Genomic DNA, 18,947 nt, shown 5'->3' with positions numbered 1-18,947 from the left:
CGCGCCCCTGGCCGTCTGCCAGCGCTATCTCGGCGGCCAGTGGAACAAGCTGCCGGGCGAGATCACCCAGAACGCCTGCATCCAGCAGCTCTTCGCCGGCAAGTGCGAGCGTCCGGGCGGCGCCACCTACGGCCGCTGGGGCGACGAGACGCTGCGCCTGCTGCCGGGCCGCGTCGAGGCCTCGTCCGACAACCGTTCGTTCCACCTGGTGGTGGAGCAGGCCGCCAACTGCGCCATTCCCAGCGTCGGCTAGAGCGCGGCGGAGTCAAGTTTGGGCGGTCAACCCGCCCGGGCCGCGCTATGGATATTTGAATGAGAGCCTTTCCCGCCGGGAAAGGCTCTTGGGCCGAAGGAGTTCTCTGATGCGCGTTTCCCCCATCGCCGCCGTCCTGGCCCTCGGCGTCGCCGCGAGCGGCCTGTCGGGCTGCGTCAAGGCCACCCGCGCGCCCTTCGACCAGGGCGTCTGCAACCACGTCATCGAGAAGAAGGACGGCACGCTGCAGTTCAACTCGGTCGAACGCAACGTGCCCAACATGGAGACCTGCGCGGCCACGCTGGAAGGGATGCGCATCCGCTTCCTGCGCATGGGCCTCCGCAAGGAGCAGCTGACCGGCTCCTACCAGGGCAAGTTCATCTTCGTGGAACGCGAGGGCATCTATCTGGGCGACAGCTACGAAGGCGCCCGGTTCATGTCGCTGGTGCGCACGGGCGACGGCCGTCTGGCCGTGCCCGGCGCCTTGCCGGCGCGCTAGGACCGTTTCCGGGAGGCGAGGAGAGGGCGGTGGATAACCGCTCTCTGTTCACAGGAACGTTTGGTGAACAATTCTTGATTTCCGCCTTGCTGAGTCGTTAACGTCTCCGCTTGAGATTCCGGCGCATAGGGTCGCCGGGCGAGAATAGGGCATTCGCCAAATGGCTGGCAGCGTCAACAAGGTCATCCTGGTCGGCAACCTCGGGGCCGACCCCGAGATCCGCACCCTCAATTCGGGCGACCGCGTCGCCAACCTGCGCATCGCCACGTCCGAGACCTGGCGCGACCGCTCCAGCGGCGAGCGCAAGGAAAAGACCGAGTGGCACCGCGTCGTGATCTTCAACGACAACCTGGTGAAGGTGGCCGAGAGCTACCTGCGCAAGGGCTCGACCGTCTACATCGAGGGCGCGATCCAGACCCGCAAGTGGACCGACCAGCAGGGCCAGGAAAAGTACTCCACCGAGATCGTGCTGCAGAAGTTCCGCGGCGAACTGACCATGCTGGGCGGCCGTGGCGACGGCGCCGGCGCCGGCGCTCCGTCGGGCGGCTATGACGACGGCTATGGCCAGGGCGGCGGCGGTGGCGGCTACGGCGGCGGCCAAGGCGGCGGCAACTTCGGCGGCGGCGCTCCGCGCAGCCAGCCCAGCGGCCCGCGCGAGAGCTTCTCGGCCGACCTGGACGACGAAATCCCGTTCTAAGGGCTCGCCTGAGCGCCTGGATCTGAAGACGGCCGGCTCCGCGAGGAGCCGGCCGTTTTTTCGTTTTGGAAGGGTGGGTGCGCGCCCGGCCGTCGCACGTAATTTCCGTTAAATTCGGAAAATTCGACGATTGAGACAGTATTTCTCAATTGCAACCATTAGGTGATGTCGCTTAAGCTCTCGCTTGTATCGTTTGGCGGGGCGTTACGTGGCTCGTTCGTTTGTGAGCGTTTGTCGGAGCGAGGGCGTCAGGCGCCTATTTCTGCGTTCCGCGGGGGCGTCGAGGCGTTTGCATCTCGGAGCGCGCCGTGACCGCCCGGGCATGTTGGCCCTGATCGGCCTGGCGGTCGCCGGCCTCGCGCTGGCCGGGCAGGCCTGGGCGGAACCGGGTGGCGGAGAGCCCTTGTCGCCCTCGGATCTCGATCGCCAGATCTATGCGCTCGACTACACCTATGCCACGCCTCGGAGCGTGAGCGGCCCCGCGCCGTCCTCCGCCGCGTCTGGGCTGGATATCGGTCTGGACGAGGTCGTGGGGTGCGCGCGTCCCGGTTCGTCGAAGCGAGCGTGCGCGTCCTATCGCGGGAGCGTTCCGGACATCGCCAAGCGCGTCTGGCTCGAACTCAAGGGTGTTCAGGTCCCTCTCGACGAGGGGGTGATCAAGGCGGCGGGGCGTGCTCTGGCGACGCTGCGGCGAGCCGAGGATGGCTGTCGGGACCGGCCGTCGGAACCGTCCTGTCGGCGCCTGTCGGAGGCGAACGCCCGCTATGTCTACTACGTTGCTCTCCTGGAGGCTCTGTCGCCTGGAGATGATCGGGCCCGGGCTGGGCTTGGCGATGTGCTTGATCCGGTCCTGAAGCCGATCGCCAGAGAAGTTCTCCGGTGTCGACGCGCGGACGATCGCGTCGTTGGCTGCGGAATTTCGAGCGAGCCCGATCTTCAGCTGTATGCGGCCGCGCTAGATCTGAGGGCGCTGGTCCATTTGAGCGGTGAGCGAGGCCGGTCGGCCTATCTCGATCGATGGATCGCCAGCCAGACGGGCGAGGGGGAGCGCAGGCCCAGCGGCTTCGTGCCGGTGTTCGCCGATTCCCGGATGCTCTCGTCTCTCTATCACTCCGCTCCCGACCGCATGCGCCGGCTCGCTGGTTCCCGAAGCGGAGCGGTCGCTCCGAAAAACTGCGCCCGCTCTCGAGATCTGACTTTCGAGGCGCGGCTCGACTGCATCGCGGCGCGGTCAGGACCCGTGGGGTCCGGCGCCGACCAACATTGACGATCTGGCATGAGGTGGGGTCATGGCTGTCACTAAATCTATGCTGCCGAGCTACGCGATCGCGTCCTGCGATCTGCCCGTGTACTTCAGGCGAGCGCTGGCCTATGGCCGGTCGCTCGGGCCGAATGTCAATCTGACCGGCTTCAAGGGGCAGGTCGCGGCGGGGTCCTATTCGCTGTCGGTCCTGGCTCCAGGCGCGGGGGCGTCAGCGCTCAGCGGTTCGATGTACGACGGGGTCAGCCGGGTGACCCTGGATCGGTATCAGTTCGCGCTCGATACGATCAACTTCATCAATGACAGCGCCGGCACGAACAACGCCGCGGACTTGGCGGGCTTGCGGAATACGCTGAGCGGTCTCGGGGCGAATGGTAATCTTACGATCGTTTTCTCGGATAAAAGGCTGAAGGGTACCGGGCACGGCGGTGTCACGACCGCAGATCCGAATAATCCCATTATTGTCGTTCAATCATATGACGCCGCGGGAAATCCCTACGATGAGCTGACCCTGAAGGCGATCATAATTCATGAGATATTTCATATATCTAGTCAGAATGGCCATGCGTTTTACGCGGGAAGTTTCTCGAATGCGAATCCAATATCTAATTTTGGATCTTTGGCGGCGTTGTCGTCGTCGTATTATTCCAATAATTGGTGGGCATCTGATCCTGTATATTCAAAAGCGGCGAATGCGATAGCGAATAATCCTGGTGGAATTGGTGTCTTATCATCTGAAGTGCCGGAGTTGGTGCAGCGATTAAAGGACAATTTTGCCGGAGAAGTTTCTAGGCAATATTATTTGCTTGAGGTTAAGTACGCGACCACGAAGGCCGTATTTTCAAAGGCTGATATCGAGACTTTGGAGGCGCATGGCGTCATCCAGAAAAACAATAAAAACCATCGTGACGGTGTCCTGGCGTCCGAGATCAAGCTGACTAACAAGGCTGCGCGCGATCTGAATACCGCGACTGCTCTTCTAACCGCCGGCAGCAACGTATGCCCGGCTCCGGGGCAGGCCGTGGCCGAGGCGCTGACCCGCACCGAGGGATCGGACTCTGTCGAATCCATCGTGGTGGAAGGCGATAATGGCCTGGAGGTCCTCACCCGCGCTCAGGCCTTGGACCGCGCCGCGCGTTGGGGCGTGCTGGGGCAGACAATCGGCTCGCAGATCGGTTCCCTGCTGGGCGGCGGCAACGAGATCCTGTCGGGCGTGTCGGGTGCGGTGTTCGGTCAGATCGGTCTGCAAGTGGGCCGGCAACTCGCCCTGAACGCCAGCGCGGGCGTCATCTCGGCCGTCAAGGTCGGGGTTCAGGAAACCTTCACCGCCAAGGGGCTGGGCACGGCCCTGACCAACGCAGGGGTCGGCTTCATCAGCTCCACGATCACCAGCGAACTGCGCCAGGCCCTCAAGCTTCACGGCGCGATCGGCGACGTGTTCGGAACCATGGCCGGTTCGGTGGTCAACACCGTCGTTGGCAATATCGCCGCCGGCGGCTTCGATTCCGCTTTCGCCGGGTTCAACGGCGAAACCTTCTGGAACACCCCGAAGGTTACCGGCGGCGAGATCGTGGGCGGCGCCGGGGCTTTCGCCGCCACCGCCGTGGCCAGCTTCCTGGGCGCGAAGCTCGGTTCGATGATCGTACAGCCGCGGACGCAGGCGGCGGGCATCCTTTCGTCTCTCGGCAGCGCCATCGGCAGTTGGGCGCTTTCGTCCATCGGCGTCACGATCGGCGCCTCGGCGACGGCGGCGGGAACCACGCTGGGCGCCTCGCTCTTCGGCAGCAGCTGGATGGCCGCCAATGTGATCGCGCCCGGTGTGGGCGCGCTGATCGGCTTCGTGCTTGGCGCGCTGATCGGCAATCTGTTCGGCAAGAAGAAGCCGAAGGTTCCGAGCGCGAACGCCGAGACCGTGCTGCAGATCCCCTATGCCCGCTATGAACTCGGCGCGGTCACGGTGACCAACAATGGCAACCGCGATCTCGTCACCACGATGGCCACCACGGCGCGCGACACGCTGAACGGCGTGATCAGCATGATCTCGTACGCCAACACGACGGGCTATGTCAGCAATCTGAACGGCGTCGGCACCACCCAGATCTACGGTCACACGGGCAACCAGATCTGGGTCAAGATCAACGGAGCTCAGACGAACTTCGCTTCGGCGGACCAGGCCGTCGAGTTCGGTTCGCTCAGCGCCATCAAGAACACCAAGATCGTTGGGGGCGACATCCTGGCCAAGCGGGCGATCACCCGCTCCACGGCGACCGACCTCATGACGCTTCTGGGGGAGATCCAGTCGGGCAACGACTATCGCGTCTATCGCCAGTATCGAGGCTTGATCGATGCGGAACTGAAAAAGGGCTGGGACAGCCTCAGCAGCGCCGAACGGTCCTTCTACGAGCAGAACACCGCGCTGGTGAACGCCGTGTTCGCGATGGGCGACAAGCCGCTCTCGGCCGCCGACCAGAACGCCTACAACGCCAACAAGGCGGTGATCGACTCCATCATCACCAAGGCTACGCCGACATCCTTCTCCGCTTCCTGGCAGGCGACGCTCCAGCGCGTCGGCGAACTGAGTCTCGACAAGTTCGCCACCTCCGACTTCTACGGCGGGCTGCGCGGCTTCCTCGACAGCTTCGACCTGAAAGGCCACGGCGTGGCCTACGAGGACATTCGCGTCGTTAATCAAGGCAGCGCCATCGAGATCCAGGCGCGCGGCGAGACGTCCGACGGGCTGTTCTCGGTCCTGCCGCAGGCCATCGACGCGCCGAGCGACAACGACATCGTCAACAGCCGCTTCCAGCAGAGCCTGGCTGGCTGGGACATCGCCGTCTGGGGCGTGCCCAACTATGTGCGTAGCGTCAATCTGAGCGTGGACTGGTCAGGCAACGGCAACGACGTATTCTGGACGCACGTCGGCGGCGCGACCTCGGCCGGCGGCCTGGTCGACAATCGGTCCGATTGGATGATCTCGACGGCCGGTACGGTCTACGAGGCCTCGGTGATGGCCGCCGAGCACCGTTCGACGACGCAGTTGCTGATCGAGTTCTACGACGCCAACCGGCAATACATCGGCGCGGCCTACATGAATGGCCAGGGTCTGGAGGGCGGCGCCTACCAGGGCAACCTGGCCAACTTCAACCTTATCAGCGGCACGGCCACGGCGCCGCCCGGGACGGTCTATCGCCGGATCAACCTGCGCATGGTGACGACGGGCGAGTCCGATCCTTATGCCTTCTTTACTCAGCCGACCTCGCGTCCCGTCAGCAGCGCCGCCGCCGACTGGACGACGCAGGGGCAGGCCGTCCGCATCGATGACCTGAGCCAGATCGGCTACGTCAACCGCACGCCGGGGCCCGCCACGTCGGGCAATGACCTCATCGATCAGCAGATGGCCATCGGCGGCGTGGTGATCGACGACAATCACGACGAATACGTCTCGGACGGCTACAACTATTACAACGGCTGGGACTATGAGTGGGTCGACACGTCCTACTGGACGACGGTCTCTGGCGGCGACGACATCTTCATCGGCGGCCAGGGCGGCGACTATCTCTACGGCCGCGATGGCTGGGACTGGCTGGACGGCCAAGCCGGCAATGACGCGTTGGAAGGCGGAGCCGGTAACGACACGCTGATCGGCGGCGCGGGCAACGACAACCTCTGGGGCGGCGACGGCGACGACTACCTCGCCGCGGGCGATGGCGCGGACGGGGCGTTCGGCGGCGCGGGCAACGACGTTCTTGCCGACGGCCAGGGCTCCGAATGCCTGTTGGGCGAGGACGGCGACGACACCTTCCTGATCGCCGAGGACGCCACCTTCAACTGGTTCTGGGGGGGCACGATGGACCCCAACAGCGATCCCAACGGCAAGGACACGATCAGCGCCGAGCAGCTCTCCTTCGGCGTGGCGTTCGATCTGGATTACAGGCCGCCGGAATGGAACGGCCATCCCGATGTCGTTGCCGGCAATCCGATCAGCCGAGCGGCGATCGTCACCAACGCCGTCACCGGCGCCTGGGTGACCAGCGAAGGCCTGCTGAGCATCGAGAACGCTACGGGCTCGGAGTACGGCGACCGGCTGTACGGCACCGCGGGCAACAACGTGCTCAAGGGCGGCGGGGGCAACGACCAGCTCTATGGCCGCGAAGGCGACGACATCCTCGAAGGCGGCGCGGGCGCCGACCTGCTGGTCGGGGGCGGCTACTACGACACCGCCAGCTATCAAGGTTCGCTGGAAGCCGTCTATGTCGATCTTTCGAACGGACAGGCGTTCGGCGGCGACGCCGAGGGCGACACCTTCCAGGAAATCGAAAACCTGCGCGGCTCGGCGGGCGACGACCTCTTGAAGGGCAACTTCTTCCACAACCGCCTGGAGGGCCTGGCCGGCGACGACTGGTTCCTCGCCACCAACGGCGAGGACACTTATGTCGGCGGCGAGGGCAAGGACTTCGTCGATTATTCGGAGGGCTTCGCCAGCGGAACCTCGACCTACCAGACCTGGGTCGAGGACGGCTACTGGGAGTACGACTACTACGACTACTCGCAGTACTGGGTGTCGACGGGCGGCCACTATGAGACCACGACGACGACGGTCGCGGCCCTGAACATCAACCTGGGCAGCGGCTACGCCCAGGTGCGCGGGACCGACGGCGTGGTATCGAACCACACGCTGACCGGCGTCGAGGGCGTGGTGGGCACGGACTATGCCGACACCATCGGCGGCGGGGCGGCCGACGAGACCTTCATCGGCGGGGCCGGCAACGACTATCTCTACGGCGGGGCCGGCGCCGACACCTATGTTCTCAATCGCGGGCACGGCTCGGACACCATCGTCGAGGACAGCGCCGGCTGGAACGTGGTCTCGTTCGGCGAAGACGTGAAGTTCTCGGACCTGTGGGGCGGCACAGCGGGCGGGGCGAGCGGCTGGCTGGACCTGGGCATCCGGGGCGACGCCCAGGTGCGGATCGGGGCCAACTTCTATCCGACGGCGGGCAACAACAAGATCAAGTCGATCGACATGGGCGGCGCCTCGCAGCTCGACATCGGCTCGGTCAATTTCGGCGTGGCCAGCGACGACAACTCCACCACCCTGGTTGGCAGCAAGACCAATTCCGACCTGATCATGGCGATGAACGGCGACGACATCGTCTGGGGCGCCCAGAGCGGCCAGGTGGAGAGCAACGGCAACGTCGTGATCGGGGGGCTGGGCAACGACCAGATCCACACCTCCAACGGCGATGACCAGTTCGGCTACGACCGCGGCGAAGGGCTGGACATCATCTGGGACACCGGCGGCGAGGACACCCTGGCCCTGGGGGCCTCGGTGGCGGCTGAGGACGTGATCTACCAGGTGGTCGGCAACGACCTCTACATCGGCGCGCGCAACCTCTCCAACACGGCGCTGACGGCCAGCCAGGTCGCCGACCGGGTGCAGATCGTCGGCGGCGGGGTCAAGTACGTGACCATGGACGGCTACTCCAACACCGTCCTCTACGAGAGCTTCAACACGGTCGAGTACGTGCTGGCCGGCGGGACCTCGATCGACCTGCGCAAGCTCGACATCGCCTGGACCCAGAGCATCACCTACAACTACGACTACGCCTATCCGATCGCCCTGGACCTGGACGGCGACGGGCTGGACCTGTCGACGGTGGAAAGCTCCAGCGTGGTGGTCAGGACGGCCGGCGGCGGCGTCTCGCAGATCGGCTGGGTGGGGCCGACCGACGGCTTCCTGGCGGTCGACCGCAACGGCGACGGGGCGATCAACCAGCTGTCGGAACTGTCGTTCGTGCAGGACAAGCCGGGCGCGACCAGCGACCTGGAAGGCCTGCGCACCTGGGACAGCAACGGCGACGGGCTGCTCGACAAGAACGACAAGGACTTCTCCAAGATCTTGCTGTTCGTCGACGCCAACCAGAACGGCCGCTCGACGGCCAAGGAGCTGCGCACGCTGGAACAGGCCGGGATCGCGGCCATCAACCTGGGCGGCCTGGCCACCGGCCAGACCCGCGACCAGACCACCGAAAGCTTCGTGCAGAACACGATCAGCTTCATCTGGGCCGACGGCCGCACGGGCGAGGGCTATGACGTGGCCCTGGCGCGGCGGGTGCTGGGCTCGAACGGCCTCGACGGCGGCGCCTACCAGGCCGAGTGGGGCGCGGCCGACGAGGACGGCGAGCTTGGCCAGCTGACCAATGACGCCAAGACGGCCGCCCAGGCCGCCCGGATCAAGGTCAAGAAGGCGCTGCTCGACCAACTCGGCGCCAGCTACGGCGAGGTCAAGGCCGCCGCCCAGCTGGACTTCAGCGACCACGACCGCGTCGATGCGACCATCGCGGCGCGGTGGACGAAGATGAGCGCCTCGGAAAAGGCCAGCTGGCTCACCGGCCAGCAGCCGGAGGGCAAGGTGCGGCTGATCTCCACGCAGCAGGCCCTGGCCAACGACCTCAACGCCGCGGCCAAGGCCCGTCAGGACGTGGTCGACCAGGGCTACGCCCAGGCGGCCCGGTCGGTAAGCGTCACGGGTCTGGGCCAGGCCGGCGGGCAGGGGGCTTCGGCCGCCGACGCTTCGGGCCTGGGCGTGAGCTTCGGCTCGCAGGGCCTGGGCCTGTCGCTGGCCGGCGGCGAGCCGCTGGACGCCGGCTCGGCCTATGGCGGGGCCAACCAGTCCGCCAGCGCCTGGTGGCGTCAGGAGGCTGGTTCGGACCTGCTGGGCGGCGGCTCGCTGGCCGCGCGGCTGGCGGCGATGGACGCAGGGCCCGGCCAAGGCTCGGGTCTGGCCGCCTCCGGCGCGCTGGATGCGTCGCTGGTCCAGAACCAGGCGCTGCTGCGCCAAGCCATGGCCGGCTTCGGCGGCCAGGCCGGCGGCGGGGCGGCGGTCTGGAGCCGCGACGGGGCTTCGCGCGAAACGCCGCTGGCGGCCTCGGCCGGCCTCAAGGCGACCCAGCCGCTGCTGACGGCCTAGGACCTAACTGCTACCACCCTGAGTACAAGCGCCGGCTCTCCACGATGGAGAGCCGGCCGACCCAACGGAGTTTCGATCATGGCCGACGGCGCTGCTTCCGCGACCGCTCCCCAGAAGACGGTGTCCCAGGTTCTGGGCGAGATCACCTGGCTCTTGACCCAGTCGCCGGTGCACAAGCAGCTGTTCATCGGCGATCTGGAATGGTTCGCCATGCCGGCCGTGCTGCTCGAGCAGTTCCGCATCTGGAATGGTCCCAACAGCCCCGCCGCGGTGGCCTTCTGGGCCTTCGTCTCCGAGGAGACCGAAGAGCGCCTGGTGGCCGGCGCCAAGAAGCTGCGGGCCGACGAATGGCAGGCCGGCGATCGTCCCTGGCTGATCGAGCTGGTCGCTCCGTTCGGCGGCCAGGACGAGATCCTCGCCGACCTCGCCGCCAACGTCTTCCCCGGCAAGACCTTCAAGTTCCACACCGTCGACCCCGACGGCCAGCGCGTTGTCGTCTCCTATCCCCCGCAAGCCCAAGCCTGAGGCGGGGGCGGTTTCGGCGCCGGCCTAGGCGGTCGGCGTCAGGGCCGTGACGACCTGCTCGCACAGGCGATGGGTCTCCAGGGCGTCGAGGGGCGACAGCCGGCGGCCTTCGCGCACGGCCGACAGGAAGGCCTCGACAAGGCCCTCGAAGCCGCGTTGGCGGCCGACAGAGGTCCAGTTGCCGCGCCGGGTCAGACGCTCGCCGCCGGCGTAGTCGATGACGTCGGACAGTTCGGCGACCCGCAGCTTGGCGCCGTGCCCCGAGACCTCCAGCACCTCCTCGTCGGCGCCGCTGTCGCGGTTCATGATCGCGAAGGCGTCTACGCCCGGTCGTTTGAGGTGAAGGCTGGCGTGCCGCATCTTGCCGTCGATCGCGCTGCCGCTGATCCGCGCCTCGTTCGCCGTCGGGGCCAGGAAGCGGATGGTGTCGATGGCGTGGATGAAGTCGTCGAACACCGCCCGGCGCAGGCCGTCGGGATAGGTGCGGCGGTTCTTCTGCATCAGCACCAGCGGCGCCTTCAGGCCGGCGGCGGCGACGTATGAGGGGGCGAAGCGGCGGTTGAAGCCGACGGCCAGCGACACGCCGCGCGTCTCGGCCAGGTCCACCAGAGCTTCGGTTTCCGCCAAGGTGTCGGCGATCGGCTTGTCGACCAGGGTCGGCACGCCGGCCTCGATCAGGCGGCGGACGATCTCCGGATGGGCCTCGGTCGCGGCGTGGACGAATGCGGCGTCGAGCCCCTGGGCCAGGGCCTCGTCGAGATCGGTGTGCAGTCGGTCGACGCGCCAGGCCGCGCCCAGGTCGTCGAGCGTGGCGGTGTTGCGGGTGACGAAGGCCAGATGCACGTCGGGGCGGATCCCCAGCACCGGGAGGTAGGCTTTGCGGGCGATGTCGCCCAGGCCGATCATCGCCACGCGCATGGTCCTAAAGCCCCTTGCCCAAGTGCTCCGCCAGTTGGCTTGCGTCCCAATGTTCGTCGCGCGGCGCAAGGAAGATCGGCGTCTCGCGCTCGAAGGCGCGCAGGGCGTCGGCGGTCTGGACGAGGTCCGGCGCGTCGAGGCTCTCGCTCATGACGATGGCGGCGATGGTCACGCCCCGGGCCCGCAGGGCCACCAGGGCGGTCAGCACGTGGCTGATGGTACCGAGATACGAGCCGGCGATCAGCAGCACCGGCAGGTCGAGCGCGGCGATCAGATCGAGATTGGTCGCTTCGTCGGTCAGGGGCGACATGACGCCGCCTGCGCCTTCGACCAGCATCAGCTCGTGGTCGCCGGCCAGGGCCGTGCGGCAGTCGGCGGCGAGGTCTTCGAGCGCAAGCGTGTCGCCCTCCAGCCGGGCGGCTAGGTTCGGGGCCAGCGGGGCGAGATAGCGGCGCGGCGAGATCCGGGGCAGGGCGGCAGGGTCGCCCAGGGCTTGGGCGAGGCGTGCGGGATCGCTGGCGGAGGGATCCTCGGGATCGAAGCCGCTGACGACCGGCTTGAAGGCGTCCACCGCGATACCGCGCGCCTTCAGCGACCGGATCAGGGCGCAGGCGACGTGGGTCTTGCCGATGTCGGTGCCCGTGCCGGCGACGAACAGGGCGGTCATGCTTTCGCGTCCACATAGGGGCGGACGAGGGCGGCCAGCCGCAGGACCTCGTCGTCCGGATGGTCGCCGCTGAAGGCCAGGCGTAGGCGGGCGGTACCGGCGGGCACCGTCGGCGGGCGAATGGCCACGACCAGGAAGCCCTCGGCCTCCAGGGCGGTGGAGGCGGCCAGGGCCGCATCGGCCTCGCCGATCACCACCGGCACGATCGGGCTCTCGGCGCGCGGCAGGCCGGCGACCTGCGTGAACAGCCGCGCCTTGCGCAGCGGCTCGGCGGCGAAGACGGGATCGGCCTCGATCAGGTCCAGCGCGGCGATGGCGGCGGCGGCGCAGGCCGGCGGCAGGCCGGTGGTGTAGACGACGGTGCGGGCCCGGGTCTTCAGGAAGTCGACCACGCTCTGCGAGGCGCACAGATAACCGCCGTAGGAGCCCAGGGCCTTGGACAGGGTGCCCATCTGCAGCGGGATCACCGCGTCGGGGAACAGGGCGGCCGTGCCCTTGCCCTCGCCCAGCACGCCGACGCCGTGGGCGTCGTCGACCAGCAGCCAGGCGTCGTTGGCCTCGCAGACCGCCGACAGCCAGTCCAGCGGCGCGACGTCGCCGTCCATCGAGAACACCCCGTCGGTGGCGACGATGGCGTGGCGGAAGGTCGAGCGGTGCTCCGCCAGCAATTCGGCCAGGGCGTCGCTGTCGTTGTGCGGGAAGCTGACCACCTTGGCGCCGGAAAGCTGCGCCCCGGCCCAGATGCAGGCGTGGGCCAGCTCGTCGACGAAGACGACGTCCTGCTTGCCGGCGAAGGTCGGAATCACGCCGGTGTTGGCCAGGTAGCCGGAGCCGAACACCACGCAGGCCTCGGTTCCTTTAAGGCGGGCCAGGCGCGCCTCCAGTTCCGAGATCAGAGGGCTGTCGCCGGTGACCAGGCGCGAAGCGCCGGAGCCCGCGCCGTAGTCCGCTACGGCGGCCTGGGCGGCGGCGATCACGGCGGGGTGCTGCGACAGGCCCAGATAGTCGTTGCAGGAGAAGGACAGCAGCCGCTTGCCGTCGCGCTCGACGATCGCGCCGGGCAGGCGGCGGGTGGGCTTCAGCCGGCGGCGCAGGCTCATGGCCTCCAGGGCCGCGAGCTTGCCGCTCGCGAAGGCGTCCAGACTGTGCATTCCAATTCCTCGCCCAGATTCCCGTTTGCGTGGGTGGGCCGGGACGCTCTAGGCAAGCCACCCCGCCGGCGCAACGAAGGATCGTCATGAGCACCCCCGACTGGCTCACCGAAGGCGCCAAGCATGTCTGGCGGCCCTACTGCCAGATGAAGACGGCCCCGGCGCCGCTTCCGGTGGTGCGCACGCATGGCTCGCGGCTGGTTCTGGCCGACGGGCGCGAACTCGTGGACGGCATCGCCAGCTGGTGGACGGCCGTGCATGGCTACAACCATCCCCACATCGCCGCCGCCGTGCGCGAGCAGCTGAAGGCCATGCCGCACGTGATGTTCGGCGGCCTGGGCCATGAGCCGGCTTATCGCCTCGCCGCGCGGCTGGCGGCGATCCTGCCGGGCGAGCTGGACCACGTGTTCTTCGCCGAGTCCGGCTCGGTCTCGGTCGAGATCGCCATGAAGATGGCGCTGCAGTTCCACATCAATCGCGGCGAGCGCGGGCGCACGCGCTTCCTGTCGTTCCGCGGCGGCTATCACGGCGACACCCTGGCGACGATGACGGTCTGCGACCCGGAGGAGGGGATGCACAGCCTGTTCTCGGGCGTGATGCCGAGCCAGGTGATCGCCGACCTGCCCCTGAACGACGCGTCCGAAGCCGCGCTCGACGCCCTGCTCGCCGAGCGGGGCGGGGAGATCGCCGCCATGCTGACCGAGCCCCTGGTGCAGGGCGCCGGCGGCATGCTGTTCCACGACCCCGAAGTGCTGCGCCGCCTGCGCCGCCTGGCCGACAAGCACGGCGTGCTGCTGATCTTCGACGAGATCTTCACCGGCTTTGGCCGCACGGGGACGCTCTTCGCCATGCAGGCGGCCGGGATCGAGCCCGACATCGTCACGCTTTCGAAGGCCCTCACGGGGGGAACCCTGCCGCTGTCGGCGGCTGTGGCCTCGCGCAAGGTGTTCGAGGCTTTCTGGTCCAACGACGCCGGCGCGGCTCTGATGCATGGGCCGACCTATATGGGCAATGCGCTGGCCTGCGCCGCCGCCAACGCCTCTCTCGACCTGTTCGAAGCGGGGACCTGGAAGGCCGACGTGGCGCGGATCTCGGCCGCGCTGAAGGCCGGGCTGGAGTCGTGCCGCGGCGCGCCGGGCGTCGTCGACGTGCGGGTGCTGGGCGCGATCGGCGTGGTCGAGTTCGCCTCGCCGGTGGCCGTCGGTGCGCTGTGCCAGGCCTTCGCGGAGAAGGGCGCCTGGATCCGGCCGATGGGCAAGGTGGTCTATCTGACGCCGGCCTTCACCACCCCGGACACAGACCTGGAAATCCTGCTGTCGGCCATTCGCGACGTCGTAATCGCTGGCGGGGTTGAAGGAACCGGCGGGGTCTGATCCAAGCGGCCCCATGTCCGCCTCCACCGGCCCCCTGACGACGCTCGAGCGTCTCGCGATCCTGGCGATCATCATGACCTGGGGGCTGAACAACGCCGCGGCCAAGGTGGCGACCGCCGCCCTGCCGCCGATGATGGTGGGCGGCCTGCGTTTCGCGCTGGCCCTGGCCTTCCTGTTCCCGTTCGTGCGGCCGCCGTTTCCCGACTGGAAGCGGCTTCTGGCGATCGTGCTGCTGTCGGGCCCGATCCACTTCGGGATCATCTATCTGGCGTTCGGCATGGCCAAGTCGCTGAGCCCGCTGGTGGTGGCCACCCAGCTGTGGATCCCGTTCACGGCCCTGTTCGCCTGGCGCATGCTGGGCGAGACCATGCGCATGCCGGCTGTCGCCGGGCTGGCCGTCGCCTTCGCCGGCGTGGCGTGGATGAGTCTCGATCCCCATGGCGCGGCCGACCTGCCGGCCATCGTGCTGGGGGTCATCGCCGCCGCGATCTGGGCGGTGGCCACGGTGCTGGTGCGCAAGACCCCGGGCGTGAAGCCGCTGAAGGTGCAGGGCATGACGGCCCTGGTCGCCGCGCCGGCGCTGATCGCCCTGTCCTTCGCCTTCGAGCCGGACGTGATCCCCCGCGTTACGGCCGCGCCGCCGATCGCCTGGGCCTGCGTGGTGTTCGCCGGCGTGGTCTCGACCATCGGGGCCAGCGCCCTGCTGTTTTGGCTGGTGCAGCGGCGCGAGGCCGGGCGGGTGACGCCCTATTTCCTGCTGACGCCGCTGGTCTCGTGCACGATCGGGGTGCTGTTCATGGGCGACGACCTGTCGCCGCAGCTGGTCATCGGCGGCGGGGCGACCATGCTGGGCGTGGCCCTGGTGGCCCTGACGGAGAAGAAGACTCCGCCGGTCGTCGAACCGGCCTGAGGCTCTAGGCAGGGCGAACCAAAGCGCGACAAGGCGCGTTGAGCTTCCACACATGGAGCTTCACCGCATGAACCTGACCCGTCCGTTTTCCCTCGCCGCTGTCGCCGCCGTCGCCCTGCTGGGCCTTTCCGCCTGCGACAAGGACGCCGGCAAGACCCAGAAGACCACCGGCAAGGTCGAGTCCGCCGTCGGCACGATCACCGGCGACAAGGAACTCAAGAAGGAAGGCAAGAAGGACAAGGTGGTCGGCGGCGTGCGCTCGGGCGACCTGGAAGGCGCCGTCAAGGACGCCAAAAAGAACTGAGGCCAAACTCCTCGTCATCCCGGCCGGAGCGAAGCGGAGAGCCGGGACCCAGGGGCGGCCGCAGTACGCCGGCTAACGAGTGCGAACCTGATCGCTGCGCCCAGTCCCCTGGGTCCCGGATAAGCCCTTCGGGCTTTCCGGGATGACGATGTGAGGGGGCGGGGAGAGCGGTTGCCTCAGTCCTCTCCGCCATCCCTCCAGCGCCAGGGCGCGTCGCTGGTCTTCCAGGCGATCCAGACCACGCCCAGGGTCGACGTGATCACCACGATCGATAGCGGAAGAGGGCGGCCCGCCAGGAGGGCGGAAGCGGCGATCAGCAAGGCCAGGTGTACGGCCAGAACGACCCAGCCCTGCCAGGCGCAGGGCAACCCCGCGCCGTAGCCGAACCGCTTGACCCTGAACCACGGCTTGGCCATTGCCGCGCCTCCCCCGATGTTTTCTTATGCGGGCAAATGTACGCCCAGTTCGCCGGCCAGGTCGCGCACGAACTGCCAGGCCACCCGGCCCGAACGCGCGCCACGCAACTGCGACCATTGCAGGGCCCGGCGCTCCAGGTTCTCGACCTTGAGGCCGAAGCGCTCGGCGTAGGTGTTGATCGCCGCCAGGTAGGTCGGCTGGTCCATGGGCGGGAAGCCGATCCACAGGCCGAAGCGGTCGGAGACGCTCATCTCCTCCTCGGCGTTCTCGGCCGAGGCGATGGCGCCCTGGCTCTCGGCGTGGTCGCGCGGCATCAGGTGGCGACGGTTGGAGGTCGAGACGAACAGCACGTTCTCCGGCGGGCCGGCCACGCCGCCTTCCAGCGCCGACTTCAGGGCCTTGGCCGCCGCCGCGCCGTCCTCGAACGACAGGTCGTCGCACAGCACCACGAAGCGCTCGCTCCGCACGCGCAGGGCGTCGAACAGCGGGGGCAGGGCGGCGACCTCGTCGCGATCGACCTCGACCAGCTTCAGGTCCGGATATTCGGCCGTCAGGGCCATGAAGGCCGACTTGGTCAGCGAGCTCTTGCCCGTGCCGCGCACGCCCCACAGCAGCACGTGATTGCACGGCAAGCCGGTGGCGAAGCGGCGCAGGTTCTGGATGAAGCGGTCCTTCTGGCGCTCGATCCCCACCAAAAGCTCGATATCCATCGCGTAGTCGGGCGCGGGCAGGAAGGCGCCCGATACCGGCTCATGGCGGAAGAGACGCGCGCCGCTGAAGTCCGGGGCGACGGTGGCTGGCGGGGCCAGGCGCTCCAGGGCGTCGGCGATACGGGCGAGCAGGGGCAGGGCGGCTTCGGTCATGGCCACGCTCCTTACCCCCTCGCGCTCTCATTGCAAAAGGGTTGGCATTGCAAAAGGGCCGGTATTGCAAAAGCGCCCTCATTGCAAAAGGGAGGGTGAACGCATAGCTTCCGCCGACTTGGCGGGGGCCCCATTTCAGACGTCCCCTGCCGCTTGAAATTCTTGGAGACGTTATGCCGAGCGATCCGAACGCGTTGATCCAGGCTTTTGGCCTGCCTGTGATCCTGATCGTGTTTTTCTACTTCATGATCCTGCGCCCGCAGCAGAAGCGTCAGAAGGAACATCAGGCTACCATCAACAACCTGAAGCGCGGCGACAACGTCGTGCTGTCGAGCGGCGTGCTCGGCAAGGTTGTCCGTGTCGAGGAAAAGGAAGTCGGCGTCGAGATCGCCCAGGGCGTCACCGTCAAGGTGCGCAAGGGCATGATCACCGAAGTCACGGCCAAGGGCGATCCCGCTCCGGCCAACGATCCGAAGAACTGAGTAAGATCAGGTCCAACTAGCCCGCCCTGGCGCCCCGGCGTCGTCGAGAGCCCCGTAGTCCATGCTGAGCCTATCCCGCTGGAAGATCGCCATCGTCACCTTGTCGGTGATCTTCGGCATCGTCTTCACCCTGCCGAACCTGCTGCCGCAGAAGACGCTAGACGCCCTGCCGGGATGGGTTCCCAAGCAGAAGCTGAACCTCGGCCTCGACCTCCAGGGCGGGTCGTACCTCCTGTACGAGGTCGACACCGCCGCCCTGCGCAAGGAGCGCCTGGGCAACCTGGTCGAAGACACGCGCACCACCCTGCGCACGGCGGGAATCAGCTTCAACGGCCTGGGTGAAACGGGCGGCGTCATCTCGGTGCGGATCGACGACGGCTCGAAGGTCGCCGCCGCCGTGACCGAGCTGAACAAGCTCGGCAGCCCGCTGCCGGGCGCGCTGACCAAGGACGTGGTCGTCTCGACCAAGTCCGACCAGCGTATCGAACTGACCTTCGCGCCCGAGGCCGCCCGCGCCGACGCCGCCAAGGCCGTCGAGCAGTCGATCGAGACCATCCGTCGCCGGATCGACAGCCTGGGCACCAAGGAACCGACGATCACCCGCCAAGGGACCGATCGCATCGTCATCCAGGCCGCCGGTGAAAGCGATCCCGAACGCCTGAAGGCCGTGATCGGCAAGACCGCCAAGCTGACCTTCCAGATGGTCGACGAAACGGTCACGCCGGAAGAAATGCAGTCGGGCCGCATGCCGCCCGGCGTCGTCATGGTGCCCAGCGCCGATGGCTACGCGCCGGCCTACGCCCTGAAGAAGCGCGCCCTGGTTTCGGGCGACGACCTCGAAAGCGCCGACCAGGCCTTCGACGGCCAGAGCGGCCGCCCGGTGGTCTCGTTCCGCTTCAAGGGCCCTGGCGCGCGCAAGTTCGGCGACGCCACCGCTCGCAATATCGGCAAGCGCTTCGCCATCGTCCTCGACAACAAGGTGATCTCCGCGCCGACCATCCAGGGCGCGATCCTGGGCGGCTCGGGCCAGATCACCGGCAACTTCACGGTCGAAAGCGCCGCGGAACTGTCGCTGCTGCTGCGCTCCGGCGCGCTGCCGGCCCAGCTGAACATCGAAGAGCAACGCACCGTCGGCGCCGAACTGGGCGCGGACGCGGTCAAGGCCGGCGCCATCTCGCTGGCCATCGGCGCCGCGGCGATGTTCGTCTTCATCATCCTGGCCTACGGCCTGTTCGGCGTGTTCGCGGCCATGGCCCTGGTGGCCAACGTGCTGCTGATCGTCGGCATCATGTCGTTCACCCAGGCGACCCTGACCTTCCCGGGCATCGCCGGCCTGATCCTGACCCTCGCCGTCGCCGTCGACGCCAACGTGCTGATCTACGAGCGTATGCGCGACGAGGCGGCCGCGGGACGATCGCCGATGTCGGCGGCCGACACCGGCTACCGGCTGGCGCTGGTGTCGATCCTCGACGCCAACATCACCAGCCTGATCTCGGCCGGCATCATGTTCAGCTTCGGCTCGGGTCCGGTGAAGGGCTTCGCCTGGACCCTGGCCATCGGCGTGTTCACCTCGCTGTTCACCGCCATCATCATCACTCAAGTGCTCATCGGTTGGTGGTTCAAGGCCGCCAAGCCGAAGAAGCTGCCGATCGCGTAA

Annotated in this window: 15 protein-coding genes and 2 pseudogenes; 12 read left to right on the top strand and 5 right to left on the bottom strand. The window is 67.5% G+C overall.

The genetic code is table 11. The annotated features are described in order from the left end of the window. The 6 genes and pseudogenes from AC2YHT_RS06935 to AC2YHT_RS06910 all read left to right on the top strand — a co-directional run. Window positions 1-253, top strand: a pseudogene (locus AC2YHT_RS06935) (hypothetical protein); the annotation flags it as partial. A 109-nt stretch (window positions 254-362) separates the two neighbouring features. After that, window positions 363-752 carry a hypothetical protein gene (locus tag AC2YHT_RS06930; RefSeq protein WP_110121796.1) on the top strand — a complete coding sequence of 130 codons (390 nt, stop codon included), beginning with the start codon at window positions 363-365 and terminating at the stop codon, window positions 750-752. Window positions 753-912: 160 nt separating this feature from the next. After that, a complete protein-coding gene (ssb, locus tag AC2YHT_RS06925) occupies window positions 913-1,449 on the top strand; it encodes a single-stranded DNA-binding protein (RefSeq protein WP_487288836.1) in 537 nt (178 codons plus the stop codon). A 322-nt stretch (window positions 1,450-1,771) separates the two neighbouring features. Further along, window positions 1,772-2,716, top strand: a complete 945-nt coding sequence (locus tag AC2YHT_RS06920) for a hypothetical protein (RefSeq protein ID WP_487288835.1) — start codon at window positions 1,772-1,774, stop codon at window positions 2,714-2,716. Between the two features lie 1,015 nt (window positions 2,717-3,731). Next, complete coding sequence (locus AC2YHT_RS06915) at window positions 3,732-9,680, top strand: hypothetical protein (protein ID WP_487288834.1); 5,949 nt, start codon at window positions 3,732-3,734, stop codon at window positions 9,678-9,680. 78 nt (window positions 9,681-9,758) lie between these two features. Next, a complete protein-coding gene (locus tag AC2YHT_RS06910; protein WP_487288833.1) occupies window positions 9,759-10,205 on the top strand; it encodes a toxin-activating lysine-acyltransferase in 447 nt (148 codons plus the stop codon). 24 nt (window positions 10,206-10,229) lie between these two features. Here the strand turns inward: AC2YHT_RS06910 and AC2YHT_RS06905 are convergent, their stop codons facing one another. The 3 genes from AC2YHT_RS06905 to bioF are packed head-to-tail and all read right to left on the bottom strand — an operon-like array spanning window position 10,230 to window position 12,941. After that, entirely contained in the window at window positions 10,230-11,123 is an 894-nt protein-coding gene (locus AC2YHT_RS06905; protein ID WP_487288831.1) for a Gfo/Idh/MocA family protein, read from the bottom strand. Between the two features lie 4 nt (window positions 11,124-11,127). Next, window positions 11,128-11,790, bottom strand: a complete 663-nt coding sequence (gene bioD / locus AC2YHT_RS06900; RefSeq protein ID WP_487288830.1) for a dethiobiotin synthase — start codon at window positions 11,788-11,790, stop codon at window positions 11,128-11,130. Next, window positions 11,787-12,941, bottom strand: a complete 1,155-nt coding sequence (bioF, locus tag AC2YHT_RS06895) for an 8-amino-7-oxononanoate synthase (RefSeq protein WP_487288828.1) — start codon at window positions 12,939-12,941, stop codon at window positions 11,787-11,789. Before bioF ends, bioD begins: the two co-directional genes overlap by 4 nt. Before the next feature lie 86 nt (window positions 12,942-13,027). On the opposite strand from bioF, the gene AC2YHT_RS06890 reads away from it, so the two are divergent. The 4 genes and pseudogenes from AC2YHT_RS06890 to AC2YHT_RS06875 form a co-directional block, all read left to right on the top strand. Beyond that, a complete protein-coding gene (locus AC2YHT_RS06890) occupies window positions 13,028-14,314 on the top strand; it encodes an adenosylmethionine--8-amino-7-oxononanoate transaminase (protein ID WP_487288827.1) in 1,287 nt (428 codons plus the stop codon). 13 nt (window positions 14,315-14,327) lie between these two features. Then, a complete protein-coding gene (locus tag AC2YHT_RS06885; RefSeq protein WP_487288826.1) occupies window positions 14,328-15,224 on the top strand; it encodes a DMT family transporter in 897 nt (298 codons plus the stop codon). Between the two features lie 67 nt (window positions 15,225-15,291). Then, window positions 15,292-15,528 (top strand): hypothetical protein, encoded by a 237-nt coding sequence (locus AC2YHT_RS06880; RefSeq protein WP_487288825.1) that lies wholly within the window; start codon window positions 15,292-15,294, stop codon window positions 15,526-15,528. A gap of 15 nt (window positions 15,529-15,543) precedes the next feature. Beyond that, window positions 15,544-15,651, top strand: a pseudogene (locus AC2YHT_RS06875) (hypothetical protein); the annotation flags it as partial. Window positions 15,652-15,704: 53 nt separating this feature from the next. Here the strand turns inward: AC2YHT_RS06875 and AC2YHT_RS06870 are convergent. Both AC2YHT_RS06870 and AC2YHT_RS06865 read right to left on the bottom strand, forming a co-directional pair. Continuing rightward, window positions 15,705-15,944 (bottom strand): hypothetical protein, encoded by a 240-nt coding sequence (locus AC2YHT_RS06870; RefSeq protein WP_487288824.1) that lies wholly within the window; start codon window positions 15,942-15,944, stop codon window positions 15,705-15,707. A gap of 24 nt (window positions 15,945-15,968) precedes the next feature. Further along, window positions 15,969-16,808, bottom strand: a complete 840-nt coding sequence (locus tag AC2YHT_RS06865) for an ATP-binding protein (RefSeq protein ID WP_487288822.1) — start codon at window positions 16,806-16,808, stop codon at window positions 15,969-15,971. A 173-nt stretch (window positions 16,809-16,981) separates the two neighbouring features. On the opposite strand from AC2YHT_RS06865, the gene yajC reads away from it, so the two are divergent. Continuing rightward, on the top strand, window positions 16,982-17,290 hold the full coding sequence (gene yajC, locus AC2YHT_RS06860; RefSeq protein ID WP_487288820.1) for a preprotein translocase subunit YajC: 309 nt from the start codon (window positions 16,982-16,984) through the stop codon (window positions 17,288-17,290). Window positions 17,291-17,351: 61 nt separating this feature from the next. Next, window positions 17,352-18,947: a protein translocase subunit SecD gene (gene secD, locus AC2YHT_RS06855; RefSeq protein ID WP_487288819.1), complete on the top strand. Its 1,596-nt coding sequence runs from the start codon at window positions 17,352-17,354 to the stop codon at window positions 18,945-18,947.

The sequence above is a fragment of the Caulobacter sp. SRI_008 genome (assembly GCF_057586355.1).
Note: the sequence above shows the minus strand (reverse complement) of the source record. Positions and strands in the feature narration are given on the sequence as shown.